Source organism: Comamonas odontotermitis (assembly GCF_020080045.1).
Classification (GTDB): Bacteria; Pseudomonadota; Gammaproteobacteria; order Burkholderiales; family Burkholderiaceae_C; genus Comamonas; species Comamonas odontotermitis.
This window is the reverse complement of sequence record NZ_CP083451.1, coordinates 3,885,152-3,911,590: the sequence shown is the minus strand read 5'-3', so window position 1 is coordinate 3,911,590 and position 26,439 is coordinate 3,885,152. Positions and strand designations below refer to the sequence as shown.

Genomic DNA, 26,439 nt, shown 5'->3' with positions numbered 1-26,439 from the left:
TGCCTAGGCAAATATCCTTTGCTGACTGTGGATATCGATAGCAGGTACAACCGTTTACACCCGTTCGAAAATCGCCGATATGCCCTGGCCTCCACCAATGCACATGGTCACCAGGGCGTAGCGGCCACCGGTGCGGTGTAACTCATAGATCGCCTTGGTGGTGATGATGGCGCCGGTGGCGCCCACCGGGTGGCCGAGCGAAATGCCTGACCCATTAGGGTTGACCTTGGCAGGGTCCAGCGCCAGTTCCTGAATCACTGCGCAGGCCTGGGCGGCAAAGGCTTCATTGGCTTCGACCACATCCATGTCGCCCACGGTGAGTCCGGTGCGCTGCATGAGCTTTTGTGTAGCTGGTACGGGGCCGATACCCATGTACGCAGGCTCCACACCCGCATGCGCCCAACCTACCAGGCGCGCCAGCGGCTGGATACCCAGCGCAGCCAACCGGTCGCCAGCCACCAGGGTGACGGCTGCCGCGCCGTCGTTGATGCCCGAGGCATTGCCGGCGGTCACTGTGCCGCCATCCTTTTTGAAGGCGGGCTTCATGCCTGCCAGCACCTCTGGGCTGGTACTTCCACGGACATGCTCATCGGTGTCGAACACGGTGGTGCCCTTGCGGGTTTCCAGCCGCACGGGCGTGATCTGCTCCTTGAAATACCCTGCAGCAATGGCTGCGGCGGCACGCTGCTGGCTTTGCGCAGCCAGTGCATCCTGCATGGTGCGGCTGATGCGGTAGCGCTCGGCCACGTTTTCGGCGGTGATGCCCATGTGCATCTTCTGCCATGGGTCATGCAGGATGCCCAGCATGTAGTCGATGCTTCTGGCATCGCCCATGCGTTGGCCCCAGCGCGCAGCCTGGTCAAAATAGGGGCCCCGGCTCATGCTTTCACTGCCGCCCGCGACGGCCACATCGCAGTCGCCATAACCAATGGCCTGCGCTGCCGACACGATCGCCTGCAGGCCCGAGCCGCACAGGCGGTTCACGTTCATCGCGGGCGTCTCGATCGGGCAGCCTGCATCGATGGCCGCCACGCGCGCGAGATAGGCATCCTTGGTGTCGGTGGGGATCACATTGCCCATCACCACGTGGCCGACCGCATCGGCGGCGATGCCCGCACGCTCAATGGCTGCCTTGACGGCGATGGTGGCCAATTGGCTGTTGGGCACGTCCTTGAGGCTGCCGCCAAAAGTGCCGATGGCGGTGCGGGCGCAACTGGCGACGAATACATCACGATGGGGCATGGGGAACTCCGAGGATATGCAAAAGGACGGGGTGACTCAGGCGCCGATGAACTGTGGCTGGCGTTTGGCAAAAAAGGCGTTGATGCCTTCGGGCAGGTCATGCGTTTGGGCACAGTGCAAAAAGGCTTCACCTTCGGCACGCAATTGCGTGGGCAGATCGCGCTCGAAACCACCGCGCATCAGGCGCCGCATTTGCGCATAGGCCTGAGTAGGGCCATTGGCCAGCCGCTCTGCCAGGGCGTTGGTGGCGGCCTGCAGCTCCGCAGCAGGCACCACGCGGTTGACCAGGCCCAGGCGCAGCGCTTCGTCGGCGTCGAGGTTTTCGCCCAGCATCGCAATTTCCAGCGCGCGGCGCAGGCCCACGAGGCGCGGCAATGTCCACGATGCGCCAATGTCGCAGCTGGCGCCGATATTGATGTAGGCCAGATTCATGCGTGTTCCTTGCGCGGCCAGCACAAAATCGCACAGCATCATCAGAGACAGGCCGGCGCCTGCCACGGCGCCATGTACCTGGGCGATGATGGGGACGTGCAGCTGGTGCATCAGGGTGGCCGCTTCGATCAACGGATCCAGCAAATCCTGGGCGCCTTGCGTGGGGTTGGCCTGCAGGGTGGCCAGGTCGCCGCCTGCGATGAAAGCCTTGCCTGCGCCTTGCAGCACCAGAGCGCGCAGTCCCTGGTCGGCAGACAGCGAGCGCATTGCGGCGGCAAATTCCTGAGCCAATTCCACATTCAGTGCATTGAATGCTTCAGGGCGGTTGAACTGCAGGGTGACGATGCCTGCCTGCCGTCGGATGAGCAAGGGCGCGGTGGATGTCATGTTTTGCTCCTGAATTAATAGCTGGATGCGCTTTTGGGAGTGGCGCTGCAGCCATCCATGAGACTACTGGTACAGTGCCTCGATCTCTTGCGCATAGGTCTTGTAGATACTGGTGCGGCGCACCTTCATGGTTGCGGTCACTTCGCCGTCGTCGTGATCCAGCTCCTTCTGCAAGAGGTGGAACTTGCGGATCTGCGAGACCTGGGCGAGTCGGTGGTTGCCATGGCTGATTTCTGCATCGATCAGTGCGCGTACCTCCGGCGCATCGACCAGCGAGCGGAAGTGGGTGAATGGCAGGCGCTGGGCCTCGGCCCATTTGCCGACGGTTTCATAGTCGATCTGCACCAGCGCTGCAACAAACTTGCGGCCTTCGGCCACGATGATGCATTCCTTGATGTAGGGGCTGCCCTTCATCGTGTTCTCGATCTCGGATGGCGTCAGGTTCTTGCCGCCAGCAGTGATCATGATGTCCTTGAGACGGTCGACGATCTTGAGTTGGCCTTGCACCTCGCGCACCACATCGCCCGTGTGCAGCCAGCCATTCTGGATGGATTGGGCGGTAGCCTCGGGGTTCTTGTAATAACCGGCAAACACCATATCGCCCTTGATCTGCAGCTCACCCTGGCTGCTGTCGTCCGCAGCGCCCGCCTGGCCAAGACGGTATTCCACGCCTTGCGTGACTGGCCCCACGGTGCCCACTATGACATCGTCCAGCCGGTGCCCGGTGATCATGCCGGTCGATTCGGTGAGTCCATAGACCTCGATCAGCGGCACACCCAGCACGCGAAAGTACCGCACGACATCGGGTGGAATAGGGGCGGCACCGGTGAGCGCTACCTTGGCTTCGCGCAGGCCGATGAAGTTCTGCAGCGCCCTGAAGACCAGCCAGTAGCTGGCGGCAAAGCGCAGCCGCTCGCCACCGGTCCAGCGGCTGCGGGGCTTTTCGGCCAACGGCGCGCAGGCCGCATAGGCCTTGGCGTACAGCGCCCTGCGCAGGCGGCCAGTCTCCATCATCTTGATGGTGATGGCGGCATGGAGCTTTTCCCAGATGCGAGGTACACCCAGGAACATGCTGGGCGCGACCTCGCGCAGGTCTTCCTGCACGGTGCGGATGGATTCGCCGAAATTGACCTGCGAGCCCAGATAGATGGGGCAGAAGGTGGTGAGCATCTGCTCTGCCACATGGCACAGCGGCAGGTAGGACAGGTGCGTCGTGCGCATATCGAGCTGCAGGCGCTCGATGATGCCGGGCGCCACACCGCGCATGTTGCGCCACGAGATCATCGCGCCCTTGGGCTTGCCAGTGGAGCCCGAGGTGTAGATCATCAGCCCGATGTCATCGAACGCCTGCCGGGCCAGGGCTTCGTCGATGATGTGGTACTGGCGGTTGGCGGCGCCGAGCTTCTCCACCTCGTCAAATGTTGTGATCATCGCGCGCACCTCAGGAGCAAAGCTGCGCAGGCCCTTGGTTTCCATCACGATGATTTTTTTCAGCAGCGGCAGGTTGGGCAGTGCTTCCAGCACCTTGTCCGTCTGCTCCTGGTCTTCGCAGACCATGATCTCGACATCGGCGTGGCCAATCACATAGGCCACTTCGGCCGTAGGGCTGGTGGGGTAGACCCCCACGGTGATGGCCCCGATCAACCCGGCGCCCATCTGGGCCAGCACCCATTCGATGCGGTTCTCCGCAATCACGCCGACATGGCCGCGCTCCGTCATGCCCAGGGCAGCCAGACCCAGGCCGAAGTGGCAGGCGCGCTCGTGGTACCGCGCCCAGCTGATGGGCTTCCAGATGCCAAAATCCTTTTGCCGGATGGCGATGCGCTGCGCATCGGTGCGGGCGCGCTGGCGTAGCATCTGTGGCAAGGTGAGTTCAGGAAGATTCATAGCGCTCATCCAGTACGCCGTGCCTGGCGTACTCCTAAAAACTGGCACGGCTCAGGTGCGCGGCACCGAGAAAGGGCCGCTCCGCACCGAGGGCTCCGTCCGCCTGCCCGCATCGTTTTGCGATGCGGGTGTGGAGGGAAGGCGCGTAGCGCTTGAGGGGTGTGTTCTTTCAAGACAGCCACCTTTTCCTGCGCTTGTAGTGCTTGATGTCCTTGAAGCTCTTTGCCTCGCCTCCGCCGCCCATGCCCAGATAGAACTCGCGCACATCCGGGTCGCTGGCCAGGCGCTCGGCCGTCCCGTCGATCACGATCTTGCCGTTTTCCATGATGTAGCCGCTGTGCGCCACGGCCAGCGCGACAGTGGCGTTCTGCTCCACCAGCAGCATGGAGGTACCGCGTTCGGCGTTGATGCGGGCGATGATGCTGAAGATATCCTCGGTCAGCTTGGGAGAGAGGCCGAGCGAGGGCTCGTCCAGCAGAATCAGCTCAGGCTGTGCGATCAGCGCGCGGCCAATGGCAAGCATCTGCTGCTCTCCGCCCGACAGGTAGCCGGCCAGGCCCTTGCGCCGCTCGTGCAGACGCGGAAAGTAGGTGTAGACCAGGTCAAAGTCCGGCTTGGCGGCCTGCGGGCGGCCAGAAAGCGCATAGGTGGACGCCAGCAGGTTTTCTTCCACCGTCAGGTCTTCAAACACCCGGCGGCCTTCCATCACATGGCTCAATCCCTGGCGCACCAACTGCTGTGGCGCAATACCGGCGGTGCTGGCGCCGTTGAAGCGAACGGTGCCTGATTCAAGCGCGCCATTCTCCAGCGCCAGCAAGCCCGATACGGCCTTGAGCGTGGTGCTCTTGCCTGCGCCGTTGCTGCCCAGCAGAGCCACGATCTGCCCACGCGGCACTGCCAGCGACAGGCCACGCAAGGCCTGCACCACCTTGTTGTAGATGACCTCGATGTTGTTCACTTCGAGGACGTAGTCTGAGCCAGCGTCGGTCATGGTCATGGGCAGAACGTCACAGTGCATGCCGGATCTGCGATGCGAGCACCCGCAGAGCCTGAGCGTGGAGCGCCGAGCAAGGGCCGCACCGCAGCAAGGGTGCCGTTCTCCTTCCCGCCACGCGAAGCGGTGGGTGAGAAAGGGAGGCTGCGCAGCCGCTCAGCGGGGAGTTCACAGCTTGATCCAATCAGAGGCAGCCACCATTTTTTGGGCCTTCATATCGGCTTGGTAGACGCGGCCAACCGGAATCGAGTTGCCGCTGATGGTGATGGGCACGCCAATCAGGCCGCCGGTGTCGAAGTCCTTGAGGCTGTTGAGCGCAGCCTTCAGGTTGGGGCCCGACAGCGGCTTGCCGGCATCGAGGCAGCGCTTGGCGGATTCGAGGAACAGCATGGCCGCCAGAAAGCCCTGGACGTAGGCGGTGCTCTGGTATTCGGGCCGCATGGCGCGAATCTTCTCCAGCATCGGGGCTTTCTCGGTGTCGTAGTAGTAGCGGAAAGGCATGACACCCATGAAGCCGTCGGCGGCCTCGCCCATCTTCATGACGGTGGAGCTGTCCATCGTCCAGAAGGTACCCATCCACTTGCTCTTCATGCCTTGCTGCTTGCCCTGGTTGATGAACTCCGGGATGGGCGCGAGGATATAGCCGTGAAAGATAGTGTAGTCGGGCGCGGCACGGCGCAGCTTGATGACTTCGGTGGAGACATCCACGCTGCCAGCGGGTGTCATGATCTTGATCGGCACCGACAGGCCGAGCTTTTTGGCCGCGGCTTCGCTCGCTTCGATCGGGTCACGGCCGAATTCCGAATCCGAGTAGACGAAGGCGACCTTGGCCCCTGGCTTTTCCTTGGCGATGTGCTTGAGCAGAATACCGAACATCTCGGTGTAATCCGGCCCGACGAGGAACTGGTTGGGATATTTCTTGGGGTCGTTCAGCTCGGATGCGAACGAGGCGCCAGCCATCAGAATCTGGCCATTGCGATCCAGCTCCGGGTTGATGGTCTTGGCAAAGCCGGTGCTGTCACCGTAATACAGATTGATCTTGTTCTGGCTCGTGAGTTTCTTGAAGGTGGCGACCGAGACATCGACCTTGTAGCCCGTGTCCTCGGGTACATACCTGATCTTGCGGCCCTTGATGCCGCCTGCGTCGTTGACGATTTTCACGTAATCCTGCATGCCGGCATTGATGCCCACCCCGGCAAAAGCGAACACGCCGGTCATTGGAATCGAGCCGCCGATGACGATCTCGTCGGCGCCTTGGGCCAGCACCGACAAGGGCTGCGTCAGTGCCGCCACGCCCGCCGCAGCGGCTCCCAGCATCAGATTGCGGCGCTTGAGCGAAATGTGTGGTTGCTCCATGCTTGTCTCCTGTGATTCTGTTGAGAGAAAATCAGTGGCCCACACCACTCAATTGCGGAAAGGCCACAGGTGGAAGAAGCGCCGCACACGGCGCCACATTTCTGCGAGCCCCAGCGGCTCGAACACCAGAAAGGCGATGATCAGCCCGCCGAAGATGATCAGGCGCACGGGCGAGAGAAAGACGGTCAGTTCCGCCCCGCCAGGCAGCAGGTCGACGATGAGCTTGAGCAACTCGGGCACCATGGTCATGAACACTGCGCCCAGGATGCCGCCCAGGATGGAGCCCATGCCGCCCACGATGATGGCGGCGAGAAAGAAGATGGACATGGTGAGCGGAAAGCTCTCGGGCGTGACCACCCGAAAGAAGTACGCCCACAGGCCGCCTGCCACGCCTGCATAGAACGACGACAGGCCAAACGACAGCAGCTTGTAGCGCAGAAGCGGAATGCCCAGCACCTCCGCCGAGATGTCGCGGTCACGGATGGCGATAAAGGCGCGGCCGATGCGGGTACGGAACAGGTTGGCAGCAGCCAGCAGCATCAGCACCGTTACCGGCACGATCAGCCAGTACAGGCGGAACGATGTATCCAGATCGATACCCAGCATGCGCGCGGGCGGCAAGGAGATGCCTGCCGTGCCACCGGTGATCTTGAGGTTGGCAAACAGAAAATGGGCGATGAAGGACGCGGCAATCGTGGCAATTGCCAGATACAGCCCCTTGACGCGCAACGAAGGAATACCGACGATGATGCCGCCCACCATGGCTACCAGGCCGCCAGCCAGCAGATTCAATGCGAACGGCGTACCCCAGCGGGTTTGCAGAATGGCGACCGTGTAGGCGCCCAGCCCCATGAAGGCTGCCTGGCCCAGGCTGACCAGGCCGGTGTAGCCTGTCAGGATGTTGAGACCGGTGGTGCTTGCCACATGGATGGCCACAAGGCATGCCAGGTAGAGCCAGTAATCGCTGGCCACAAAGGGAAAGAGCATGAGCAGCATGGAGGCTATGGCCAGCCAGATCTTTTGCGTGCGCGAGTCGAACAGCGCGGCGTCTGCGGTATAGCTTTCTTTGAGGGTTCCGATGCGCATGGTGTTGTGCCCTTAAAGACGTTCGATCTCGTGCGTGCCAAACAGGCCATAGGGCCGGATCATCAGAATGATGACCAGCACGACAAAGGTGGCCAGCAGCTTGTACTCGCCGCCCAGGTAGACGCCTGCCAGCGCCTCCACCAGCCCGATGATCAGGCCGCCGACCAGGGCGCCCAGCACGCTGTCAAGGCCGCCCACGATCACCACCACCAGTACAGACAGGCCAAACACGCCCATGCTCGACGAGATGCCGCCAATGGAGCCGACGATGATGCCGGAGATGGCTGCCAGCATGGCCGACACCACCCAGGCCAGCGAAAAGACGCGTGGCACATTGATGCCGACCGAATAGGCGGCAGCCTGGTCGCTGGCCGTTGCCCGCAGCGCAACGCCGCCGCGCCAGAATCGGAACACCAGCAACACGCACGCGATGAAGACTGCCGCAATCACCGCCCCCCAGAACACCTTGGGGGCGAGAAAGGCGTCCCCCACCATGATGGGCTGGTTGGGCATGAACTCGGGCAGGCGGCGCTGGTCAGCGGTCCAGATCATTTCAACCAGGCCAATCAAGACCGACGACAGGCCGACTGTGACCATGAAGACGGAGATGGGCGGCTCGCCCAGCAGCGGGCGGATCATGGTGCGCTCGATCACCGCGCCGAGCAGGCCACAGGCCAGCACGGCGGCTGGAATGGCCAGCCACAGTGGCAGTGCCCACATGGCGGCGAAGGTGAAGAACAGATAACCGCCTGCCATCAGCATTTCGCCAATGGCGATATTGACTACGCGCGTGGCCTTGTAGACCATGACGAAGGCGAGCGCCGCCAGCGCATAGAGGCCGCCGCTCGCCAAGCCCGTCAGACTGATCTCGAACAGGTAGGCCCAATCCATCATGCGGCTCCTGAAGTTGTGGTAGCCGGGCGCGTAGCGGCCTGGAGCTTGCTGCGCAACTCGCCCACATCGCCCGACCCGAGGTAGGCGCGGCCTACTTCGGGGTCTGCCTGCACCACGGCAGGCGTGCCCTGGGCAATCACCTGTCCGAAGTTCAGCACCACTACGTGATCGGACAGGTCCATCACCATGCCCATGTCGTGCTCCACCATCAGTACCGTGACGCCCCATTCGGCGCGCACGTCCAGAATGAAGCGTGCCATGTCTTCGGTTTCTTCGCGGTTCATGCCGGCCACGGGCTCGTCCAGCATCAGAATCTGCGGCTGCATGGCCAGGGCTCGCGCCATCTCCACGCGCTTTTGCAGGCCGTACGAGAGGGCAGCCACCGGCGCGTGGCGGATGTGGTCGATTTCGAGGAAATCGATGATGCGCTCTTCAATATCACGGCGCAGTTCGGCTTCTTCCCGGCGGGCGCGGCCCAGGTAGAAGAGGGCGTCGAATACATTGGTCTTGAGGTGGGCGTGGCGGCCCAGTTTGATGTTGTCGAGCACCGTCATGCCGCGAAACAGCGCAATGTTCTGGAAGCTGCGCCCCAGGCCCAGTTTTGCCCTGCGGGGCGCGGAAATGCGCGTGATGTCCTGGCCCTGGAAATGGATGCTGCCACTGGTAGGGCGGTAAAAGCCCGAGATGGTATTGAACAGCGAGGTCTTGCCCGCGCCATTGGGGCCGATGATGGCGGTGATCGAGCCTGGTTGCACGCCAAAGCCCACGCCTGACAGCGCCTTGACGCCGCCAAACGCCAGCGTGACTCCATCTACCTGCAACAAAGGGGCAGTTGCCTTGGCACTGCCCGGCTGTCTTGTCTCCATCGGCTTCCTCTACGGGTATGTTCGATGCGGTGGTGGTCTACTTTTGCGTAGACTCTTTACTCGTGAGTAGATTTTGAAGATGATGATCCCGTATGACATCGGTATTTTCCCGCTCCGATGAGGAATGATGATGGCGTCAACAGTTGCTAAATCAACAGATAAACAGCGCAAAGTGGCCCCGCGATCGGGCAAGCCCACGGGGCGGTTGGTGGCGGAGGAATCGCCCTGGGCCGGCGCGCCCAGCCGCGAGGTGCAGCGCGAGGCCAAGCGCAATGCGGTGCTGACGACTGCGGCAAAGATGTTCAACGAACGCGGCTTTCCTGCCACCTCGCTCGACGACATTGCCGCGCGCCTGCAGGTTTCCAAACCTACGCTGTACTACTACGTCAAGAACAAGGACGAGATTTTGCTGGAGTGCGTGCGCAAGGGCTTGCACATGACGCTGGACGGCATCGAGGCGTCGCGCCGGGCTGGGGGCAATGCGCTGGACCAGTTGCAGGCCTGCATGCGCAGCTATGCGGCCATCGTGATCCAGCCTTTCGGCACCTGCCTGATCCGCGTTGGAGACGAGCAGGTGCCCGCTGAAAGCCGCAAGGAGCTGCGCAGGCTCAAGTCAGCCATTGACCACGAGTTTCGCAAGCTGGTGGCGCAGGGGATAGAGCAAGGCCTGCTGCGCCCCTGTGATCCCAAGATGGCGGCCTTTGTGATTGCCGGTGCGCTGAGCTGGATTGGCCGCTGGTACCAGGAAGATGGCGACTACACGGCAGAGCAGGTGATTGACCAGTGCGTGGAGCAGCTGCTTTGCGGGGTGTTGATGCCGGTGCCTGCCTCACCGACTGTTATACGCAAGGCTGGCACAAAAAAAGCACCGACCCGCAAGGGGCCCGTGCCTGAGGTTTGACGGCTTGTAGGTGGCTTATCTGCGTCTGGCGATTTCGCGCGCGCAGGTGATGCCCACCAGAATGCCCCACAGCAGGATCAGCAGCGCCGTGGCCAGGTACTGCTCGCCTTGCTGCATGGCCACCCAGGAGCCCGCCAGGGCCACAAGGGCTGCAACGCGCATCATGCGCCGCAGTTGCTGACCTGAGAGGCGCGGGCGCAGATGCCACAGAGCAGCAAGCGATATGACGGCCAGCGCCGTCATGGCAACAAACAGGGCGCCACCATACGGAGCGGCCCATTGGGTGAGGGAGTCGATCATGCGGCGATTGTCGCAAACACCGGGTCAGCTGGCGTCCGGCACGGGTTTACCGGGGTGATGTGGAGCGTCATTCGACATCGGAGCAGGAATCAGTCTCGGGTGACGCGCACTACTTCCTCGGCGGTGGTGATGCCTTCGCGCACCAGGCGTTCGCCATCATCTCGCATCAGGTGCATGCCGGCGGCGATGGCGGCGCTGCGAATCTCGGATTCCGGCGCCTGCGCATGGATCTGCGCGCGGATCTGGTCGTCCACCACCAGCAGCTCGAAGATGCCGGTTCGGCCGCGGTAGCCGCTGGGCTCGGTGTCATCCACGCGGCGCACCAGGCGCTGGGCCAGTACACCCAGGAGCGATGACGACAGCAGAAACGGCTCCACGCCCATGTCGGTCAGGCGGGTGATGGCGCTGGTGGCATCGTTGGTGTGCAGCGTTGCCAGCACCAGGTGACCGGTGAGCGAGGCCTGGATGGCGATCTGTGCGGTTTCGAAATCGCGGATTTCGCCGATCATGATGATGTCCGGGTCCTGGCGCAGGATCGCGCGAAGGGCTTTGGCAAAGGTCAGGTCGATCTTGGGGTTGACCTGTGTCTGGCCGATGCCGGGCAATTCGTATTCGATCGGGTCTTCCACCGTCATGATGTTGCCCTGGCTGGCATCGAGCTGGCTCAGCGCGGCATACAGCGTGGTGGTTTTGCCCGAGCCCGTGGGCCCGGTCACCAGCACGATGCCGTGTGGCTGGGCCACCAGCTTTTCAAAGCGGCGCAGGGTTTCACCCTGCATGCCGACCGAGCCAAGGCTGAGCTTGTTTTCGCTCTTGTCCAGGAGGCGCAGCACGGCACGCTCGCCATGGGCACTGGGCAGGGTGGAGACGCGCACGTCGATGGCGCGCGTGCCCAGGCGCAGGCTGATGCGGCCATCCTGCGGCAGGCGCTTTTCCGAAATGTCGAGGTCGGCCATGATCTTGAGGCGCGAGATCAGAGCTGCGTGCAGCGCGCGGTGCGGCTGCACCACTTCGCGCAGTGCGCCGTCGATGCGAAAGCGCACGCTCGAATGGCGCTCGTAGGGCTCGATATGGATGTCGCTGGCTCCATCACGCGCGGCTTGGGTCAGCAAGGCATTGAGCATGCGGATGATGGGCGCATCACCTGCGGATTCCAGCAGGTCTTCCACCGCCGGGATGTCCTGCATCATGCGCGAAAGATCGGTGCCTTCCTCCACTTCACTGATCACGGTCGCGGCGTTCGATTCGCTGTGCGAGTAGGCCGCGCTGATGCGCTGGGCCAGCTCGGCGTCGGCCAGTTGGGCCAGATGCTGGACCGGAAACTTGCGCAGCACCTCGGACAGTGCGGCGCCGTTGGGCACGGCGCCGTGCCACAGCAGGTATTGGTCGGCATCTTCTTCCAGCAGCAACTGGCTGCTGCGCGCAAAGGCATAGGGCAGAGGGTGGCGCATCAGGTCAACCGTTCTTCGATCAAGGCTCGAAACGCATGCCTTGCGGCGTGACGGTGAGTGCTGGTGCCTGCAACACCGGCGCTTCGGAATAGCCCAGCGGGGTGCCGGAGGTTTGCTGTGACATCGGCGTGATGATGGCCGAATCGTTGACCGGCACCATGGTGCTCGGCGTCGGTTGGTTGCTGATCTGCAGGCCGCGCATCAGGTCGTAGCGGTCAAGGCTGACCTGGCGCGTGGTATCTGCATCGCGCATGACAACGGGACGCAGGAACACCATCAGATTGGTTTTCTTGCGCGAGCGGGAGTCGCTGCGGAACAGCGCGCCAATGCCGGGCAGGTCGCCCAGGTACGGGATCTTTTGCACAGAGCCGGAGTACTGGTCCTGCAACAGGCCGCCGATGACGATGATGGAGCCGTCATCCACCAGCACGGTCGACTCGATGGAGCGCTTGGTGGTGGAGGGCCCGTTGGTGTCCTTGGCCGTGCCGTCGATGACGTTGGAGGTTTCCTGGTAGATGGTCAGCTTGACCGTGCCGTTGGCATTGATCTGCGGGCGTACGCGCAAGGTCAGGCCCACATCCTTGCGCTCGACCGTGGTGAAGGGATTGACCGTGCTGGTGCTGTTGGTGGATGCATAGGAGCCGGTCACGAATGGCCGGTTTTCGCCCACCAGAATTTGCGCCTCCTGGTTGTCCAGGGTCAGCAGATTGGGCGTGGCCAGAATATTGCCATCCGCGTTGGACTGCAGCAGGTTGGCCAGGGCGCCAAGCACGTATTCGCCGTTGTGCTTGAAGGCGATGCCTGCGTTCATGCCTGCGCTGGGCTTTGCTCCAGAATAGTTGCCATTGTTCTGGCCGGTGGCAATGCCTGCTGCGAGGTCGAACAGGTTGGCACCGCCCACGCTGAAATTGTTGCCCAATATGCCCACCACATTGTTGCCCTGGCCAAGAAGGCTTTGCCATTGCACGCCAAACTGGGCGGCCTTCTCGGCGCTGACTTCCACGATCAGGCTTTCCACCAGCACCTGGGCGCGTCGGCTGTCCAGTTGGTCGATCACGGCGCGGATCTGGCGGTACAGCGGCTCGGGCGCGGTGATGATCAGCGAGTTGGTTGCGGTATCGGCCTGGATGATGCCGCCAGTGGCACTGCCGGTGTCGGTGCTGCTGCTCAGGGCCGTGCCGGTATTGAGGCGGTTGTTGCCACCCAGGGTGCTGTTGTTGCTGGTGCTGGTACCCAGCGATCCCGAGGATGTGCCGCCCAGCGAGGTGCTGCCGCCCATGCGGGTGTTGCTGTTCTGGCTGCTGCTCGACAGGTTGGTGGCCGGGCTGGCTCCGCCGCCATCCTGGCCGGTCAGCGCCGCGCGCAAGGTGGTAGCAAGCGCCGTGGCATCGGCGTTGCGCAGGTACACGACATGGATGTTGCCGGAAGCGTCGCCCCGGCTCGGGCTATCGAGCTTGCTGATCAGGTTCTTGGCCTGGGTCAGGCGGGCCGGGTTGGCCGCGCGCAGCAGGATGCTGTTGGTGCGGCTGTCCGCCAGGATGGCCGTGCGGTAGGCGTTGTCTGCCTGGGCTCCGCCGGGCTGCGCGGCAGCGCTCGGTACGCCGCCACTGCTGGTGGCGGCGTTGCCACCTTCTACCAGGCGTTGGAGCAGCGGGACGATGTCGCTGGCCACGGCATGCTGCAGCGGCACGATCTCGACATCGCTGGCGTTGGCCACATCCATGCTGGCAACGATGCGCGAGAGGCGTTGCAGATTGTCGGCGTAGTCGGTGATGACCAGCGAGTTGTTGCCGGGGTTGACGTTGATGGTGTTGTTGGGGCTGATCAGGGGGCGCAGCACGGGAACCAGGTTGCTGGCGTTTTCGTAGTTCAGCTTGAAGATCTGGGTCACGATCTGGCCGCCGCCCTGCACCTGGCCACCGGCTCCGCCCTGGCTGATGCGCACGGTGCCGCCCTGCAGCTTGGCATCGGCCTCGGGCACCACCTTGTACAGGCCTGCGGCTTCGACCACCGTGTAGTTCTGCAGGCGCAGCGCGGCAAGAAACTGTTCGAAGGCTGCACTGGGCGTTACCGCCTTGTCGGTCACCAGGTTCATTGTGCCCTTGACGCGCGGATCCACCACCACGTTCTTGCCGGTGATGGTGGCCATGGTACGAGCGATGGATTCGATGTCCGCATTGGCAAAGTTCAGCGTCACCGGCTCGCCCGGGCGAATGCTGGATGTGGCCGTGCTGACAGCGGTTTGCGCATGGATGCTGCCTGTGGCGCCCGCCAGCAAAAGGCTTGCTGCGATTGAATGCAGAGCAAATCGAACGCTGTTCTGTGTGAGATTCTTCATAAATTCAGTCATTCAGGTCGCAAGGCACCAAATGGGCGCTATCCATAGTCATCGTTCCCTTGAGGGAAAAAGCGAAGCGATTCAGGGGAGCGTTCATCTAGCCCACCGATAGCAGCACACGCTTGCCGTTGCGCTGCCCAATCATAGTCAAGAGATTGGCGAGGGCTGCTTCGCGGCCCTCGGCCGCCCAGGCCTCACCCTGAAAACGCAGGCGCTGGCCAATCCATTGGCCCTTGCCCTGCAGTTGGAGGGCGCCGTCCAGGGTAGACAGTTGCAAGGTGGTCATGTCGCCGCCTTGTACCTGCACCCGGTAGCTGCCCAAAGGCTGGATGGTGGACAGGCGCGATGTAACTGCCATGGCATCCAGCTCGGCGCCACCTTGCACCTGCAGGCGCCCTGCATTCAATGCGAGCGAAAGATCACGCGTTTTGAGCAGCAGCTGTCCCTGGGCCTGGATGGTGTTCCACGGTGTGCCCAGGCCTGCAAGCAGGGCAGCAGGCCAGCGGCTTTCGTGCGATGCCAGTGTGATGGTGGCGCCACCCCAATGGGGTTGGATATGGATGGGCAGCGGCGTTGCCATGCAGCAGTCCGCATTCCAGCGCATGGCAAGGCCCGTGAACTGGGGGCGCAATTGCCAATCGACCCGGCCGGGCAGCGCCATCTGGTCGCGGCTGGCTTTGCCACCGGTCAGCACCCACTGGGCTGATCCGTTCCAGACCGTGCCGCGCGGCTCGCGCAGTTGCAACTGGTCTTGGGTTGCCCAGGCAAGGCCATGGGCCAGCCAATAGGCGGGTGCGTATGCCACCAGTGCCGCCGCGCCGCCCATGCATGCTCCGGCCACTGCCCAGCGCCAGGGCGCGCGCGCGGGCCTGGCGGCAGTCATGGTCGGGTGCGAGCGATGCTGGGACATGGAAATGTGCCGCCTTACTGCCCGGCCTGCACCGGCAGTTGCAGCACGATGCTGCCTGACCAGGTGGGCGCAGCATCTGCCTTGGCTGCATTGCTGCGCGTCAGGCGCAGCTCGGTGGGAATGGCATGGGCATTGGCCCGCACCTGTCCCAGCCAGCGCTGGGTGGAAGCTGCGGATGCATTGCTCAGTGTGACAGTGACACGTTCGCCCAGCACAGACAGCTTGGCGGTCGCGCCCAGTTGCTGGGTGAGGCTGGATTCCAGCTGCTGGCGCGCCTGTGCGGTCGTCAAGGTGGTGGCCGATTGCAGCTGGCGCGCTTCGCTTTGCAGTGACAGCATGCGGGCAAGGTCGGCATCCAGCCGTGCGTGTTCTGCGGGCGCAGTGCGCCAGGCCTGCAACACGGGGGCAATGGCCAGCCACCACAGCAGGGCAATCAGGACCACCGCTGCAGCTAGCGATACGCCATGGCGCTCGCGGGCATCGAGCGCCATCCAGCGCTGGCGCAGTTGCGCGAAGGCGGTATTGGTGGAAGCCGCTTTGCGGCCAGGCATGGATGCGTTGTTTCTCATGGCCGGGCCTCCGCGCGGATCACCCATTGGTCGTTTTGCATGTCGGCGCGCAAGCCCTGGGCTTGCAGCTTGGTGCGGAAGGCATCAAAGCCATCGGTGGGCAGGCCGCGCAGGCGCAATTCGCTGTTGCTGTATTCGATGCCCGATGGCGTGGCACTGGCTGGCAGTGCGGCAAGTGCTTCACCCGCCGCAGCGAGCAGTGGCTCGGCGTCACCCGCTGTCAGGCCACCCGAGGCCTGGCGCAGGTTGGCCACTTCGCGGGCCATCTGCACAGGGGCATCGACCACCACCTGCACCTTGGGGAAGGTCGTGGTGAGCGTGCTGCGCACCAGCGCTGCCTTGGCGCGCAGTTGCTGGCGCTCCTGCCAAGCCCAGATGTTGGCGCCGATCACGGCAATCAGTGCCAGGGCGACTACGCCCCAGCGGGCCGGTTTCCAGGCGGGGGCATGCAGTACATCGTTGAGCCCGCTGCCCAGGCGGCGCTGCAGGCGGTTGCGGCCACTGTTGGCAAATTCCAGCTGGGCCAGGTCCCAGTCGCTGCGCGAAGCATCCAACATGGATTGGGCTGGGGAGTACAGGCGTACCGGGCGCTGCAACAGTTGCTCGGCTGTGCCGGCCACAGCAGGCTCGGCATGCACTGCGCTGTCAGCATCCAGGGGGGGGAGCAGCGGCAGGGTGTCGCGCGACAGCGGCAGCACGAGCACGGCGTCATCCGGACCGGTGCCGTACACCACGGCTTGCGGCCACTCGGGGCTGCCGGTGATCAGCAGTTGTGCACCATCTGGCGAAGGTTCCCCGGGCGCATGGCTGGGCACGACGCGGGCAACGGCGCGGCCAGCGGCTTCCAGGTTTTGCAGATGTTCGCGCAGCCAGGCGCGGGGGCAGCAGGCAATCCATATGGGCTCGCCGGCCACAGCATCCGGCTGCAGTGCAAAGTGCAGCTGGGCCGGGTCGTCGAGCAGGTGCTCTTCCAGCACTCCCTCCAGCACGGCGCGCAGGCGGGGCGACCCAGGCCCCACGCCCTGCGGCAGGGGCGCGCGTTGCCATGACAGCATGGCCGCCGGCACCACGGCCACCACTTCGCCCGTGCGGCCCGGCTGGGGCAAGAGTCCGGCAGTGGTGTTACCTTGCTGGCTGATGGCCTCGCCGTCCGGCGACAAGGCATAGCTGTAGCTGGGGGCTGTGCCAGCTCCCAGGGCGCCTGTGTCCGGGCCATTGGCCATCGGCAATGAAATCAGTAATGTACTCATGAGCGTGTTGTGCGCTGCATTGTAGAGGGCTGGCGTTCACCGAACTGCAATACGCTTGTCATGGCTTGTCTCTACGGCGATCTCGTCGCTGCTGCCTTGTAGCGGTAGGTGTTTTCAAAAGTAATAGCGGCTGGCGCACATTGCGATTGGGTTTTGACCGAGATATATGAAAAATTCAAGTCTGGAAAGTAGATGATGCTCTTGTTTTTATAGCGAAAGACACTTTCTGGGTGATGGGGCCAGCAAGCGTGGCTGACGTTGTTACAAGAAGAGAGAGCGGTCACTGCCCTCCCGGAAAAGCCGAGCTGCCTTCTGCCAGCAAAGAGGCGGGCATGGCTGCTCCGCGCTCGCGCACCACGGTCGACACGGACAGGCCCTGGCGGTAGACCAGCGATTTCTCCTGCACCACCAGGTCATCAAAGCGTAGACGCGCCCAGACTTCAAAGTAGGCGGTTCTCACATCGAGCAGGCCAATCGCCGCTGACAGTGCCTGGTTGTTGGGAAAGCGTTGCTTGATGTCTGTGGTGTTTTCAAATGCCTTGGTTGTGCGCATCTGCGCGATCTGCTGGGCCGTAGCAAAGTCCAGGCCATCGACTGCTGCCCAGATGACCGTGGGCGAAGCCGTATTGATATTGACCAGCGAGGTTTGCGGCAGAAGTGTCACATAGGGCTCCAGTGCTGCCAGCGTGGCGGGTGACAAGCCCCACCAGGCCAGTTCTTTGTAGGTGCGGGGCAGGAGTGGGGCATTGGCGGTCTTGCCTTCGCTGCGCAATGCGGCCAGGGCTTGCTGGCTCAGCAGGGTCAACTCAGCGCTGGGCAGGCCCAGGCGCTCGAACAGGCGCTCGAACTGGCGCCGGGCTGTTGGATTCAAGGCATTGCTGCTGACCAGGTTGCGAATGTTGAGCCGTGCCTGCGCATCCACCACGGCACCGGACAGAAAGGCCTGCGCCGCGTCGATGGTGGCATCGTCCACATTGGTCTGGTTGTTGGTAGCCTGCAGAAAGGTGGACAGGCGTGCCTCGGCCAGTGGAACCGACCAGGGCTCGGTCAGCGAGTCGGTGCCGCCGCTGGTACGCGCGTCATGGCGCAGGATCTGGCGCGAAAAGTCCAGCCCGCCCAGCAGCAGCCACGCGGCCTGCACGCGCGTGCGCTCGGCTCCTTCTACCTCAAGATTTCGCCATTGCTGCCACACGGCGCTGGCCGCAATGGTGGCCACCAGGGTGACGGTGAGCATGGCTGCCAGCAGGGCGGCGCCGCGCTGACCCAGGCGGGTGCCATATCTCATGATTTGTTGCCCCCCAGAATGGGGTTCACCCAATCGGATGTGATGGTGCCGGACAGGGCTCCGGGTGCGGGCAGCTCCAGGCTCAGGCGCACGCCATCGGACAGGGGCGTGTCGGTGGGGTTGTTCGGGTCGGCTCGGGTATCGGTGGCGCTGCTCGACAGCGGATTGCTCCAGCTGTTGCCGCGAAAATACAGCAACTGCCACCCGCGCACCGGCATCAGCACGGTGGTCTGCGGAATGCCGTCGCCGTTGTTGCCTGCATTGCCATTGATGGCGCCATTGGTCACGGCGTGGTTGGCCATCTCCCAGGCCTGCTGCCATTCCTGCGCATTGCGCAGCGGGTGCGACTGCCAGCGCACCCAATGGGAGCGACCCTGCACATTGCGCAACGCCCAGCCCACCACGCGCAGCCCTTGCTCGTTGATGTCGCTGCTGCGGCGGGTGATGCGCAATACCCGGCCATTCCATTCGATGGGGATGGTGGCGCCCACGCGCTCGATCGCGTTCAAATCCGTATTCCACTGCGCCAGCGCTGCCTGCGCCACCATCACTTCTTCGCTGTAGACCCTGGCCTGCTCCTGTGCGCGCACCATGCCATCGATGCCGCGCCAACTGGCCACCGTCATCACGGCCAGAATGGCAATGGCGATCAATAGCTCGATCAGCGTGAAACCTTGGGAGCCACCGGCAATTTTGCGCGGCTTTAGCGCTGCATAGCCAGCCGGGGCCGCCCCGCAGCGCGGGCTGGCCTGGTGAATGTCATCTCTCCCCTGAGGGGGGGGCGTGAAGTGATTCAGGGCAGGGCACATCTCAGTATCTGCCCACGATCGTCGTCAGGCGCAGCAGTGGGGTGGCGCCGTCAAACACATGCGCGTCGATGCGCCGGAAATCCGGGTTGGGAGTGGGAAACACGCCCACGCGTACGTCAAAAACGCGGCCGGCCTGTTCACAGGCCACGCTGCTGGTGCCCAGGCCCGGCAGCTGCTGTGACAGGCGCGCTGCGGCCAATTGGTTCTCGGCACACAGCTGGGCCAGCATCACATCGCTTTGGCGCCCTGCGGTCTGCGTGAGGGCGTTCATGGCCTTGCCACCAGCCAGCAGTGCAATGGCAACGATGGCGAGCGCCACCAGAACCTCGATCAGGGTGAAGCCCTGGCTATGCCCATGCAGGCTGCGCGTGTGATGTCCCATGGCCTGCAGTCCTACTGGCCTTGCAGCGCAAACGGGCGCACGCCGTCGGTCGCCACGAGTACCGTGCTGGCACTTCGGCTGGAATGTGCGATGGCAATGGCTTGCGGGCCAATCAGCGGCTCGGGGCCCAGGATGATGTCGCCCCCGGTACGCGCTGCGACCGGCGGCTGCAACCATGCCACCCGGCGCGTGCCGCCCTGCAGGCCTTCAATCACAAAACCATTGCTGTCCGCACGCCAGCGTGCAGGCTGACCGCTGGCGCGAGATTGCGCGCGCGCTGCCTCCAGCTGTGCGGCCAGACGCTGGCCTTCGCGCTGTAACTGGTCCTGGTTGTTGTCTCCCATGGCAAATACGACGCCGATGCTCACCAGTGCCATCAGTGCGATCACGACCAGAAGCTCCACCAGCGTAAAGCCTTGGTGGAGTCCGTGCATTGATTTGCTATGGTTTTTGATGATCATCCGCAATATGGATGCATGCCAGCAGCCGAAATAAGTTCGAAAACGTTGCGGGTGCCCATGGCTGCCAACACGTTCCTGCCGACTTACTGCCAGCTGCCGATGTCGGCATTGTTGCCGTCGCCGCCCGATTGGCCATCTGCGCCAAAGCTCATTACATCGACTTCGCCCTTCACGCCGGGGTTCAGGTACTGGTATGGGTTGCCCCAGGGGTCCTTGGGCAGCTTTTCCAGATAGGGCTTCCAGTTCATGGGCTGCGGGCCGCTGGCAGGGCGGTTGATGAGTGCAGCCAGCCCTTGCTCTGCGGTGGGATAGCGTTGGTTGTCCAGCCGATAGCGCTTCAGAGCGCCCATGATGTTGGTCACATCGGTGCGGGCGGCGGTGACCCGCGCTTCGTCGGCGGCGCCGATCACATTGGGTACGATCAGTGCGGCCAGCACTCCGATGATGACCAGCACCACCATCAGCTCGATCAAGGTAAAGCCACGCTGAACGTGGGCTGAGGCGCGGCGCACAGCCGGCAGCAGGCGGGTAGAAAACATCATGCTCTCTGGGCAAAGTTTCGGAAATGACATCTGCGTGCATCATAATCTGCGAATGGTGACACTCTCGCGCAATCCCTGGTCTCCTCGGCTCGCCGCCGGCTTTTTATGGGCTGGCGCCGCTGCATTGGCAGTGTTCTGGGGGCTGACGCTCTCGGCACCGCGCCAGGTGTCTGCGGTACCCCAGGCAGGCGGCACCGCGCCTATACAGGCCAGCGGCGCTGCCATGGCACGCGTGCTAGGCGTGCTGGACGGTGCGCCTGTTGTCGCACCCGCGGCTCCCACACGCTGGCGCTTGCTGGGGGTCATGGCTGGCAAAAACAGCGGCGGCGGAGCCGCTGTGATCGCAGTGGACGACCAGCCGGCCAAGGTGTTTCGCGTAGGCAGCACGGTGGCCGATGGTCTTGTGCTCCAGTCGCTGCACAGCGATGCCCCCCGTGCCGTGAGCTTGGGCGCTGACGTCGATGGCCCCGCTGCAGTCACCATCGAGTTGCCAACCATCAAGGGTATAGGCGCTGAGCCACAGCCTTCGGCCGCACCGGCAGCAGCCGCGCAGCAAGCCAATGTGGACCACAGCACCGGCGTGCTGCGCGATCGCTGACCAGAGCCATGAGCCGCATTGCGGATGCGCTGATCGGTCAGCCCCGGCAGGAGGGCGATATTGCCACTGTCATCGCGCAGGCGACACAATGCCTTGAGCGGTTTACCGATGCTTTCAACCAGCAGGATCTGCCGGGCATGGACGCATGCCTCCACTTTCCGCACCAGATGTGGTCCGGAACGCAATTGCTGGTGTGGCAGCAGCCGGGGAGCCATCCACCGGATTTCTTTGCGCTCTTGCGTGCCACTGGCTGGACCCACACCCGCTACGAGGCCATTTCTCCGGTGCTCGCCAGTGCGGACAAGGTGCACTTCGTGGTGGATTACACCCGCCGTAGTGCGGATGATGCCGAGTTGAGCCGCCATCGCAATCTGTGGGTTGCCGTGCAGCATGAAGGACGCTGGGGCATTGTGCTGCGGTCGTACTGACAGCTTGCCAGGCCTCAGTCAAGGTGAGTTGGCTGGATGTGGGCTGCAATGGCTCAGCGAAGCGGTAACCGAATCCATTCGCCATAACCCAGCTTGACCGAAGGCCAGTCCTTGGCGGTGGGCTGGCGCTCGCCACGCGTAATGAGCCAGTGTGCACATTGTGCCACCCCGGCATGGGCCAGCCACAGCACGGGCTGGCCTGTTGCCTGCGACTGCACGCGTGCAGCGGCCAAAGCACGGCCCACGCGAGCCATCATCGCAGCCAGCGATTCGCCGCCGCCGGGTGGGTGGTTCCAGAAATCGGCAGTCCAGGCGTCCATCTCGGTGCGGGCGATGGCATCCCAGCGCAGGCCTTCCCAGTCGCCAAAATTCATTTCGACCAGATCGGGATCGGGTTTCAGTGTGAAAACAGAGTCAAGTGCTTGAAGGGAAAGCGCAAGTTGCTCACATCTTTGTAGCGGGGAATGCCATATTTCGCCCGGCGCCAGTCCCTCTTCCTGCCAGGCTCGCTGCAAGGCAGCGGCAGCAGCCGCCGTGGCCCTGTCGTCAGCCGCCAGATTGCTGCGTCCATAACAAACCCCGGGAGCAACGATGGGCTGGGCATGGCGTTGCAGCCACAGGGGCGGAGGGGGGGAGTGTTGAGACGGTTGCAGTGCTCGGTGCTGGGGCATGTACGGCGAGAGAAGTGAAAGCTTCGCGATTGGATGAGATCTTCTGCCAACAGATGTTTGGTGGCTTTGCGACAACTGGCGATTGCTGACCATTTCGCCATACCTTGGGCTTTATTGCATAAATTATTTTGAGGCTGAGCTTCCCCAGACGGTGGCTGTGGTGCAACTGCGTCTGGGGTTTAGGGTAGGTCGATTTCAAATCGATTTATGCAGCAAAGGCTCTATTTACCCCAGCAGCTGGCAGCATCACTGCTGGCGCCCGTAACATCGCGCACACCAGTATTGGTCAGCGTATAAGTGCCGCACTTGTCGCCTGCCTGGGGGCCAGGGTTTTGGGGGACCGCCTGTAGTGTGAACGCACTCGCAGTATTACCGGATGCAAACCCAATGGTGTAACGTTTCTGTGGATCTGGAGTGTCATCAGCAAGCCTCCATTGCAAGGATTTCGGCAGTATTGTTGGATAATTGCCTCCTGCTGTTGCGGCTCGCTCCATCCATTGCGCAGCTTGCAGCAAGCCCGCTCGTGCATCAGCCCGATGGCCGCGGCGAATATATTCCTGGTAACTAGGTAGAGCGATCGCAGATAGGATTGCAACCACAGCCACCACAATCATCACCTCGATCAGCGTAAAACCGCGTGGCCAAGACAGCGTATATTTTTTATGCATTTTCGTGGCTCCTCGTTATTTCACCTTACGCCAGCTTGGACGCAAAGATTGTTCGGGCGCACGCAGGATTTCGTCCGTACAAATGGTGCCAGGCGGGCAGGTTCCTATATCCTTGGTCCTCGTGTCCGAAGAGGCGATGACGTTATGTCCTCCCTTACTTACTTGGCGCCGAGATGCATTGTCGTTGTCTGCATTACTGTAAGAGCCATTACCAGCTACATCGATCAGCTGCATTGTGGGGCGCTTGCCATCCATGATGTTTAACATGGTTCGATACTGGCGTTCGTCATCGACGGTAATCGGGTTACAACTCTCAACATTAGTCGCAGTAGCAGAATCCACAGACCCCTTGGCGGGCACTTGGGTATAAGCCAGCAAGACATTAGAGCCATCGTACAACTCCAAGCTCTTGAGCAGACGCTCACCCACCTCGGGCAAATCCATGTACCAGCCTTGCTTGCCGGCGATCCACAAGCCGCTGGCGTTATAGAGGGGATTGCCAGAGTCTTCATCCACACGGCCAGCTCCCAGACTCGTTCCTACTGAAGCGGCGGTAATCTGGCGCTTGACCAAGTTAGCCATGCTGACAGTCCTGGGCGCAGGAACCTCGAGGCATTCACCAGGAGGGGTTGGACAGGTGGTGGCGGCAGCTACCTTCAACCATTGTTTGGTGCCATTGGTGTGATCGATCGTATAGCGCGTATTGTCGAGCACTGCATATAAGGTCTGCACCTTTTTATCAATCGGATCGTCAGTCGCTATATTGCGGCCAGTGCCAAATGCGACCATCATGCCTCCCAAGGCTTTTGTGGTGCCGGGAACAGCGCCACCTGTTTGCCGGTCATTGGCGCGTACGGTGGGCGGTGCGGTAATAGGTTGCCGGTTAGTGTCGGATGGTGTTGTAGTACGCGCCCCATTGAGTGCTGCCGGAGCCAGCGCCGTAAACAGTGGCTGGCCACCAAATGCCACACCCCAGCCTGCAGTTACAACACCATCAGCATTGGCTGTCACCGTCTCGCTGGTCAGATCAAACTTCCATAAATTGCCAAGATTGTCGCCCGCATAAGCGATATCCACCCGACCGTCGCCATTCAAGTCGACCAAGCGAGGTGCTGACAATCCATTGTCCTTGGCATTACCGTTGCCCGCAGTATCTGCGGTCGCAGGAATACGCAGCAGCTCCTGTGCGCCATCGAGATACTGCACAAGCAAAACTGGGCGTTGGTTTGAACTGTTGTAGCCATTGCCCAGTATCGTCGCCCAGCGACCATTATTTGTGCGGGTGATCTGGGTAGTTTGCAATGGATCAGTCTCGTTCAGCACGGGCTGGGCAGTAATATGGCCAATATCTGCATCTTCACTTGCCATTCTCAAACAGGCGGAATTTTGCGCAGTATCAGTAACGGTAGTGCAATCAAGCGTATCGGCTTGACCTCGTGTCCGGTCAAGCCGTACCAACTTTTGAGCCAAGGCGGCCGTATCGCCAAAAGCCGGCGCTATGGAACTACTGGCGGAAACGGGATTGGTCACGTCGAGCACAAAATAACCCCTACCACCCGACCCTAGTGTCCCCACCAGCAAGGTGCGCCAGTCTGTCTGGTAGTAACTGGTTCCGCCAACTGGTGCAACCACTCCGCCCAACTCCACATCGCCTGTCATCGGCGAGCCATCTACATAGTACTTATGGGAATAATTGGGATCTGCCAAATCTTTGAGCTTTGACAGCACGCCATTGGGTACATAAGCAATTTTCTCGGTGCCATCAGTGGCAGAAAAGCCATGCAACATCCCATCGTTGCCACCCACATAAATCATCGGGGTGCGGCTTTTTTGTGCACGCACAAAGCTGTCATACCCTTGTAATGCATAGCTTTGAGCGGGGGCGCCCGTGTACCAAATGCCGGAATTGACGATGTCGCCCTGAGCACTTTGCCGTGTTCGGAATGGGCCCGTTGTCGCCTCATTGCTGCGTACACCGCGAATGTATTCGAGAATGTCTTGTCCACTGGTAGCGACGGGTGTGGCTGTATCCAAGCCCAGCTTAGCCTTTTGCGGCGTACTCAGATTGCTCTCATCACTAGCCCACTTGAAAGGAACGCCCCCTTTATTGAAGGACAGAGAGGCCACATTATTCACATTTGTGCCAGTCGTCCATTTATCACTCCAGCTCAAAATGACACGACTGGTTGGCGCCATGGCATCAAGCAAATCGGCAGTGGTCTTGCCGCTCCAGCCGGCCGTGGCAGTGCCGTCCTTGTTAACTGTTGCGGATGAAACAGAGCCCTTCCAAGCCTTTTGGGGCTCATAGCGGGCGGTAAAGGTACCAACGTCTATGCGAGCCGCACTGGTACCGCTGGCGGCGGTAGCGGTAGTTTGAGCTTCGTTGGCAGTATTGATTTTGTCGATAATGTCCTCAAAAGCCTTTTTCAAGTCATTAGCCTGAGTGACCGCATAAAAGCCACCTCTGCCATTAAGCGCGGCATGCCACATGTCGTGGCCCCGATCGACTTTTGTAGTTCGGCTGTCACTCATGGTGTTGCCGGAGGCGCGCCAAACATAAGTGCCGTTCGCATAGTCCGCAAAGCTGCCGTCAAACCCATATGGCAGTGTGGCCGAAGGAGCAGTGACATTGCTCACTTTCGCAACCGATACATCGTCAGAAGCAAAGTTATAAAGAGGAATTGCATTGGCAGTAAAGCCAATGGTATAGGTTTGCATATGTGGCCAGGTGGCCGGGTCATAGCGCGGATTCCAATACTTAGGTATCGTCGCAGTTGTATGGGTGACCCTGTTGGTGAATGTCTCTGATGCCGGTGCACTTGTATATTTATTGGAAGGCTGTACGGTAGTTCCCCCAAATAGTGGATTGGTAGGATTCTGCAACGGCGTCGCCCAGCTTCTAAAGGCCCAATCCGCAATCGTTGTCATCGGATCCATATCCTTGTACACACGGGTATTGACAGAAGTAGGATCATAGAAAATACCATCTGCCAAGGTCCGGCTTGTACCATCGTAATTAACAGGCGAAGTCGCTACATAACTTGCGTTCCAGCCACCGTCAGTGAACAGAATGTGGTAATTTCGGCGGCAAGCCAAGTATTCACCGTTGCCTTGGCCAGGGGTTGTCGCCCAGGGACCATTTCGGTTCATGGCTCCACGCATATACTCATCCGCACGCTGCATCATTGGGTGCGTTGGTGTGCCGCCGGGAGATGTGTAAGCAGTGACGTAGTTAAGAAAATTAGCTCTATGGTCTCCCTGCAATGGACGCATAAAGTTAATGTTATTGGTCGTAATGGGCGATATATTTGCCGCGGCTGCTGCCGTGCCCAGCAATGCCTCAGAAGTCGGACCGCCGTGTCTATTCATGGACTGCCATGCAAAGCGGATTTTTCCATCAGGCAGCAACGTCATGTCGTTAAATACGGCGGATAAGGCTTCTTTCAGTACCTGGGTGCGAGTTTTTGTACCATTAGCCATGTCCTTGGATTCCATACTGCCAGAATCATCCAATGACAGAATCACATTCGGCGCCACATATGGCTGCTTGGTGCCCGGCGGTGCAGTCGCAATGTCAATGGCCCAACCTGCGTGAGGGGCCAAGGCGGCGCTAACAGCCAGGGCCAGCACATTTTTTCTGAAACGTCTTTTTTGGGGGAGATCGATAGACATGAAGTATTCCTCTCTTAGATCAATTATTTATTAATAGAGCGAGGCTGCAGCGAATAAAAA

The 26,439-nt window shown here is 61.6% G+C and carries 25 protein-coding genes; 3 read left to right on the top strand and 22 right to left on the bottom strand.

What is annotated here, in order from left to right; all coding sequences use genetic code 11:
- Positions 1 to 54: 54 nt before the first annotated feature.
- From LAD35_RS18040 to LAD35_RS18005, 8 genes are all read right to left on the bottom strand, one after another.
- Entirely contained in the window at positions 55 to 1,242 is a 1,188-nt protein-coding gene (locus LAD35_RS18040; protein ID WP_224150327.1) for an acetyl-CoA C-acyltransferase family protein, read from the bottom strand.
- A gap of 36 nt (positions 1,243 to 1,278) precedes the next feature.
- Entirely contained in the window at positions 1,279 to 2,061 is a 783-nt protein-coding gene (locus tag LAD35_RS18035; protein WP_224150326.1) for an enoyl-CoA hydratase/isomerase family protein, read from the bottom strand.
- 63 nt (positions 2,062 to 2,124) lie between these two features.
- Complete coding sequence (locus LAD35_RS18030; protein WP_224150325.1) at positions 2,125 to 3,948, bottom strand: AMP-dependent synthetase/ligase; 1,824 nt, start codon at positions 3,946 to 3,948, stop codon at positions 2,125 to 2,127.
- A 169-nt stretch (positions 3,949 to 4,117) separates the two neighbouring features.
- Positions 4,118 to 4,939 (bottom strand): ABC transporter ATP-binding protein, encoded by an 822-nt coding sequence (locus LAD35_RS18025; RefSeq protein WP_224150324.1) that lies wholly within the window; start codon positions 4,937 to 4,939, stop codon positions 4,118 to 4,120.
- 171 nt (positions 4,940 to 5,110) lie between these two features.
- Positions 5,111 to 6,298: an ABC transporter substrate-binding protein gene (locus LAD35_RS18020; RefSeq protein WP_224150323.1), complete on the bottom strand. Its 1,188-nt coding sequence runs from the start codon at positions 6,296 to 6,298 to the stop codon at positions 5,111 to 5,113.
- A gap of 48 nt (positions 6,299 to 6,346) precedes the next feature.
- Positions 6,347 to 7,384 carry a branched-chain amino acid ABC transporter permease gene (locus tag LAD35_RS18015; protein ID WP_224150322.1) on the bottom strand — a complete coding sequence of 346 codons (1,038 nt, stop codon included), beginning with the start codon at positions 7,382 to 7,384 and terminating at the stop codon, positions 6,347 to 6,349.
- A 12-nt stretch (positions 7,385 to 7,396) separates the two neighbouring features.
- Positions 7,397 to 8,278: a branched-chain amino acid ABC transporter permease gene (locus tag LAD35_RS18010; RefSeq protein ID WP_377779909.1), complete on the bottom strand. Its 882-nt coding sequence runs from the start codon at positions 8,276 to 8,278 to the stop codon at positions 7,397 to 7,399.
- On the bottom strand, positions 8,275 to 9,144 hold the full coding sequence (locus LAD35_RS18005) for an ABC transporter ATP-binding protein (protein ID WP_224150321.1): 870 nt from the start codon (positions 9,142 to 9,144) through the stop codon (positions 8,275 to 8,277). The genes LAD35_RS18010 and LAD35_RS18005 overlap by 4 nt, the downstream gene beginning before the upstream one ends.
- Before the next feature lie 127 nt (positions 9,145 to 9,271).
- On the opposite strand from LAD35_RS18005, the gene LAD35_RS18000 reads away from it, so the two are divergent.
- Entirely contained in the window at positions 9,272 to 10,045 is a 774-nt protein-coding gene (locus tag LAD35_RS18000) for a TetR/AcrR family transcriptional regulator (protein WP_396022758.1), read from the top strand.
- Between the two features lie 15 nt (positions 10,046 to 10,060).
- On the opposite strand, the gene LAD35_RS17995 is transcribed toward LAD35_RS18000, so the two are convergent.
- The 11 genes from LAD35_RS17995 to gspG form a co-directional block, all read right to left on the bottom strand.
- A complete protein-coding gene (locus LAD35_RS17995) occupies positions 10,061 to 10,345 on the bottom strand; it encodes a hypothetical protein (RefSeq protein ID WP_224150319.1) in 285 nt (94 codons plus the stop codon).
- A gap of 89 nt (positions 10,346 to 10,434) precedes the next feature.
- Positions 10,435 to 11,796 carry a GspE/PulE family protein gene (locus tag LAD35_RS17990; RefSeq protein WP_224150318.1) on the bottom strand — a complete coding sequence of 454 codons (1,362 nt, stop codon included), beginning with the start codon at positions 11,794 to 11,796 and terminating at the stop codon, positions 10,435 to 10,437.
- 19 nt (positions 11,797 to 11,815) lie between these two features.
- Positions 11,816 to 14,134 carry a type II secretion system secretin GspD gene (gspD, locus tag LAD35_RS17985; protein ID WP_224150317.1) on the bottom strand — a complete coding sequence of 773 codons (2,319 nt, stop codon included), beginning with the start codon at positions 14,132 to 14,134 and terminating at the stop codon, positions 11,816 to 11,818.
- Between the two features lie 97 nt (positions 14,135 to 14,231).
- Positions 14,232 to 15,044 (bottom strand): type II secretion system protein N, encoded by an 813-nt coding sequence (gspN, locus tag LAD35_RS17980; protein ID WP_224150316.1) that lies wholly within the window; start codon positions 15,042 to 15,044, stop codon positions 14,232 to 14,234.
- Between the two features lie 14 nt (positions 15,045 to 15,058).
- The gene (gspM, locus tag LAD35_RS17975; protein WP_224150315.1) at positions 15,059 to 15,613 is read right to left on the bottom strand and encodes a type II secretion system protein GspM; all 555 of its coding nucleotides are present in this window, start codon (positions 15,611 to 15,613) and stop codon (positions 15,059 to 15,061) included.
- On the bottom strand, positions 15,610 to 16,863 hold the full coding sequence (gene gspL / locus LAD35_RS17970; protein ID WP_224150314.1) for a type II secretion system protein GspL: 1,254 nt from the start codon (positions 16,861 to 16,863) through the stop codon (positions 15,610 to 15,612). Before gspL ends, gspM begins: the two co-directional genes overlap by 4 nt.
- Positions 16,864 to 17,143: 280 nt before the next feature.
- A complete protein-coding gene (gene gspK, locus LAD35_RS17965) occupies positions 17,144 to 18,148 on the bottom strand; it encodes a type II secretion system minor pseudopilin GspK (RefSeq protein WP_224150313.1) in 1,005 nt (334 codons plus the stop codon).
- Positions 18,145 to 18,957, bottom strand: coding sequence for a PulJ/GspJ family protein (locus LAD35_RS17960; protein ID WP_224150312.1), 813 nt, complete (start codon positions 18,955 to 18,957; stop codon positions 18,145 to 18,147). Before LAD35_RS17960 ends, gspK begins: the two co-directional genes overlap by 4 nt.
- A gap of 1 nt (position 18,958) precedes the next feature.
- Complete coding sequence (gene gspI, locus LAD35_RS17955; RefSeq protein ID WP_224150311.1) at positions 18,959 to 19,339, bottom strand: type II secretion system minor pseudopilin GspI; 381 nt, start codon at positions 19,337 to 19,339, stop codon at positions 18,959 to 18,961.
- An 11-nt stretch (positions 19,340 to 19,350) separates the two neighbouring features.
- On the bottom strand, positions 19,351 to 19,773 hold the full coding sequence (locus LAD35_RS17950) for a prepilin-type N-terminal cleavage/methylation domain-containing protein (protein ID WP_224150310.1): 423 nt from the start codon (positions 19,771 to 19,773) through the stop codon (positions 19,351 to 19,353).
- A 110-nt stretch (positions 19,774 to 19,883) separates the two neighbouring features.
- Complete coding sequence (gene gspG, locus LAD35_RS17945; protein WP_224150309.1) at positions 19,884 to 20,342, bottom strand: type II secretion system major pseudopilin GspG; 459 nt, start codon at positions 20,340 to 20,342, stop codon at positions 19,884 to 19,886.
- A 52-nt stretch (positions 20,343 to 20,394) separates the two neighbouring features.
- Between gspG and LAD35_RS17940 the strand changes: the two genes are divergently transcribed.
- On the top strand, positions 20,395 to 20,940 hold the full coding sequence (locus LAD35_RS17940; RefSeq protein ID WP_224150308.1) for a type II secretion system protein N: 546 nt from the start codon (positions 20,395 to 20,397) through the stop codon (positions 20,938 to 20,940).
- 8 nt (positions 20,941 to 20,948) lie between these two features.
- A complete protein-coding gene (locus tag LAD35_RS17935; RefSeq protein ID WP_224150307.1) occupies positions 20,949 to 21,368 on the top strand; it encodes a hypothetical protein in 420 nt (139 codons plus the stop codon).
- Positions 21,369 to 21,421: 53 nt separating this feature from the next.
- Here LAD35_RS17935 and LAD35_RS17930 read toward each other — a convergent pair whose 3' ends face one another.
- The 3 genes from LAD35_RS17930 to LAD35_RS17920 all read right to left on the bottom strand — a co-directional run bounded on the left by LAD35_RS17930 (position 21,422) and on the right by LAD35_RS17920 (position 26,379).
- The gene (locus tag LAD35_RS17930; RefSeq protein WP_224152790.1) at positions 21,422 to 22,039 is read right to left on the bottom strand and encodes a histidine phosphatase family protein; all 618 of its coding nucleotides are present in this window, start codon (positions 22,037 to 22,039) and stop codon (positions 21,422 to 21,424) included.
- Positions 22,040 to 22,260: 221 nt separating this feature from the next.
- Positions 22,261 to 22,707 (bottom strand): type IV pilin protein, encoded by a 447-nt coding sequence (locus LAD35_RS17925; protein WP_224150306.1) that lies wholly within the window; start codon positions 22,705 to 22,707, stop codon positions 22,261 to 22,263.
- Positions 22,708 to 22,722: 15 nt separating this feature from the next.
- Positions 22,723 to 26,379: a pilus assembly protein gene (locus LAD35_RS17920; RefSeq protein WP_224150305.1), complete on the bottom strand. Its 3,657-nt coding sequence runs from the start codon at positions 26,377 to 26,379 to the stop codon at positions 22,723 to 22,725.
- Positions 26,380 to 26,439: the final 60 nt, after the last annotated feature.

What these genes read in the sequence shown, in the direction of transcription:
- LAD35_RS17920 (WP_224150305.1), bottom strand. Translation starts at nt 26,379, where the DNA reads ATGTCTATCGATCTCCCCCAAAAAAGACGTTTCAGAAAAAATGTGCTG.
- LAD35_RS18015 (WP_224150322.1), bottom strand. Translation starts at nt 7,384, where the DNA reads ATGCGCATCGGAACCCTCAAAGAAAGCTATACCGCAGACGCCGCGCTG.
- LAD35_RS18035 (WP_224150326.1), bottom strand. Translation starts at nt 2,061, where the DNA reads ATGACATCCACCGCGCCCTTGCTCATCCGACGGCAGGCAGGCATCGTC.
- gspG (WP_224150309.1), bottom strand. Translation starts at nt 20,342, where the DNA reads ATGATGTTTTCTACCCGCCTGCTGCCGGCTGTGCGCCGCGCCTCAGCC.
- LAD35_RS18020 (WP_224150323.1), bottom strand. Translation starts at nt 6,298, where the DNA reads ATGGAGCAACCACACATTTCGCTCAAGCGCCGCAATCTGATGCTGGGA.
- gspN (WP_224150316.1), bottom strand. Translation starts at nt 15,044, where the DNA reads ATGTCCCAGCATCGCTCGCACCCGACCATGACTGCCGCCAGGCCCGCG.
- LAD35_RS17925 (WP_224150306.1), bottom strand. Translation starts at nt 22,707, where the DNA reads ATGCATAAAAAATATACGCTGTCTTGGCCACGCGGTTTTACGCTGATC.
- LAD35_RS17930 (WP_224152790.1), bottom strand. Translation starts at nt 22,039, where the DNA reads ATGCCCCAGCACCGAGCACTGCAACCGTCTCAACACTCCCCCCCTCCG.
- LAD35_RS17960 (WP_224150312.1), bottom strand. Translation starts at nt 18,957, where the DNA reads ATGTGCCCTGCCCTGAATCACTTCACGCCCCCCCCTCAGGGGAGAGAT.
- LAD35_RS18025 (WP_224150324.1), bottom strand. Translation starts at nt 4,939, where the DNA reads ATGACCGACGCTGGCTCAGACTACGTCCTCGAAGTGAACAACATCGAG.
- LAD35_RS18000 (WP_396022758.1), top strand. Translation starts at nt 9,272, where the DNA reads ATGATGGCGTCAACAGTTGCTAAATCAACAGATAAACAGCGCAAAGTG.
- LAD35_RS18005 (WP_224150321.1), bottom strand. Translation starts at nt 9,144, where the DNA reads ATGGAGACAAGACAGCCGGGCAGTGCCAAGGCAACTGCCCCTTTGTTG.
- LAD35_RS17995 (WP_224150319.1), bottom strand. Translation starts at nt 10,345, where the DNA reads ATGATCGACTCCCTCACCCAATGGGCCGCTCCGTATGGTGGCGCCCTG.
- LAD35_RS18040 (WP_224150327.1), bottom strand. Translation starts at nt 1,242, where the DNA reads ATGCCCCATCGTGATGTATTCGTCGCCAGTTGCGCCCGCACCGCCATC.
- gspM (WP_224150315.1), bottom strand. Translation starts at nt 15,613, where the DNA reads ATGAGAAACAACGCATCCATGCCTGGCCGCAAAGCGGCTTCCACCAAT.
- LAD35_RS18030 (WP_224150325.1), bottom strand. Translation starts at nt 3,948, where the DNA reads ATGAATCTTCCTGAACTCACCTTGCCACAGATGCTACGCCAGCGCGCC.
- LAD35_RS18010 (WP_377779909.1), bottom strand. Translation starts at nt 8,278, where the DNA reads ATGATGGATTGGGCCTACCTGTTCGAGATCAGTCTGACGGGCTTGGCG.
- gspL (WP_224150314.1), bottom strand. Translation starts at nt 16,863, where the DNA reads ATGAGTACATTACTGATTTCATTGCCGATGGCCAATGGCCCGGACACA.
- gspI (WP_224150311.1), bottom strand. Translation starts at nt 19,339, where the DNA reads ATGGGACATCACACGCGCAGCCTGCATGGGCATAGCCAGGGCTTCACC.
- gspK (WP_224150313.1), bottom strand. Translation starts at nt 18,148, where the DNA reads ATGAGATATGGCACCCGCCTGGGTCAGCGCGGCGCCGCCCTGCTGGCA.
- LAD35_RS17935 (WP_224150307.1), top strand. Translation starts at nt 20,949, where the DNA reads ATGAGCCGCATTGCGGATGCGCTGATCGGTCAGCCCCGGCAGGAGGGC.
- LAD35_RS17990 (WP_224150318.1), bottom strand. Translation starts at nt 11,796, where the DNA reads ATGCGCCACCCTCTGCCCTATGCCTTTGCGCGCAGCAGCCAGTTGCTG.
- LAD35_RS17950 (WP_224150310.1), bottom strand. Translation starts at nt 19,773, where the DNA reads ATGCACGGACTCCACCAAGGCTTTACGCTGGTGGAGCTTCTGGTCGTG.
- gspD (WP_224150317.1), bottom strand. Translation starts at nt 14,134, where the DNA reads ATGAAGAATCTCACACAGAACAGCGTTCGATTTGCTCTGCATTCAATC.
- LAD35_RS17940 (WP_224150308.1), top strand. Translation starts at nt 20,395, where the DNA reads ATGGTGACACTCTCGCGCAATCCCTGGTCTCCTCGGCTCGCCGCCGGC.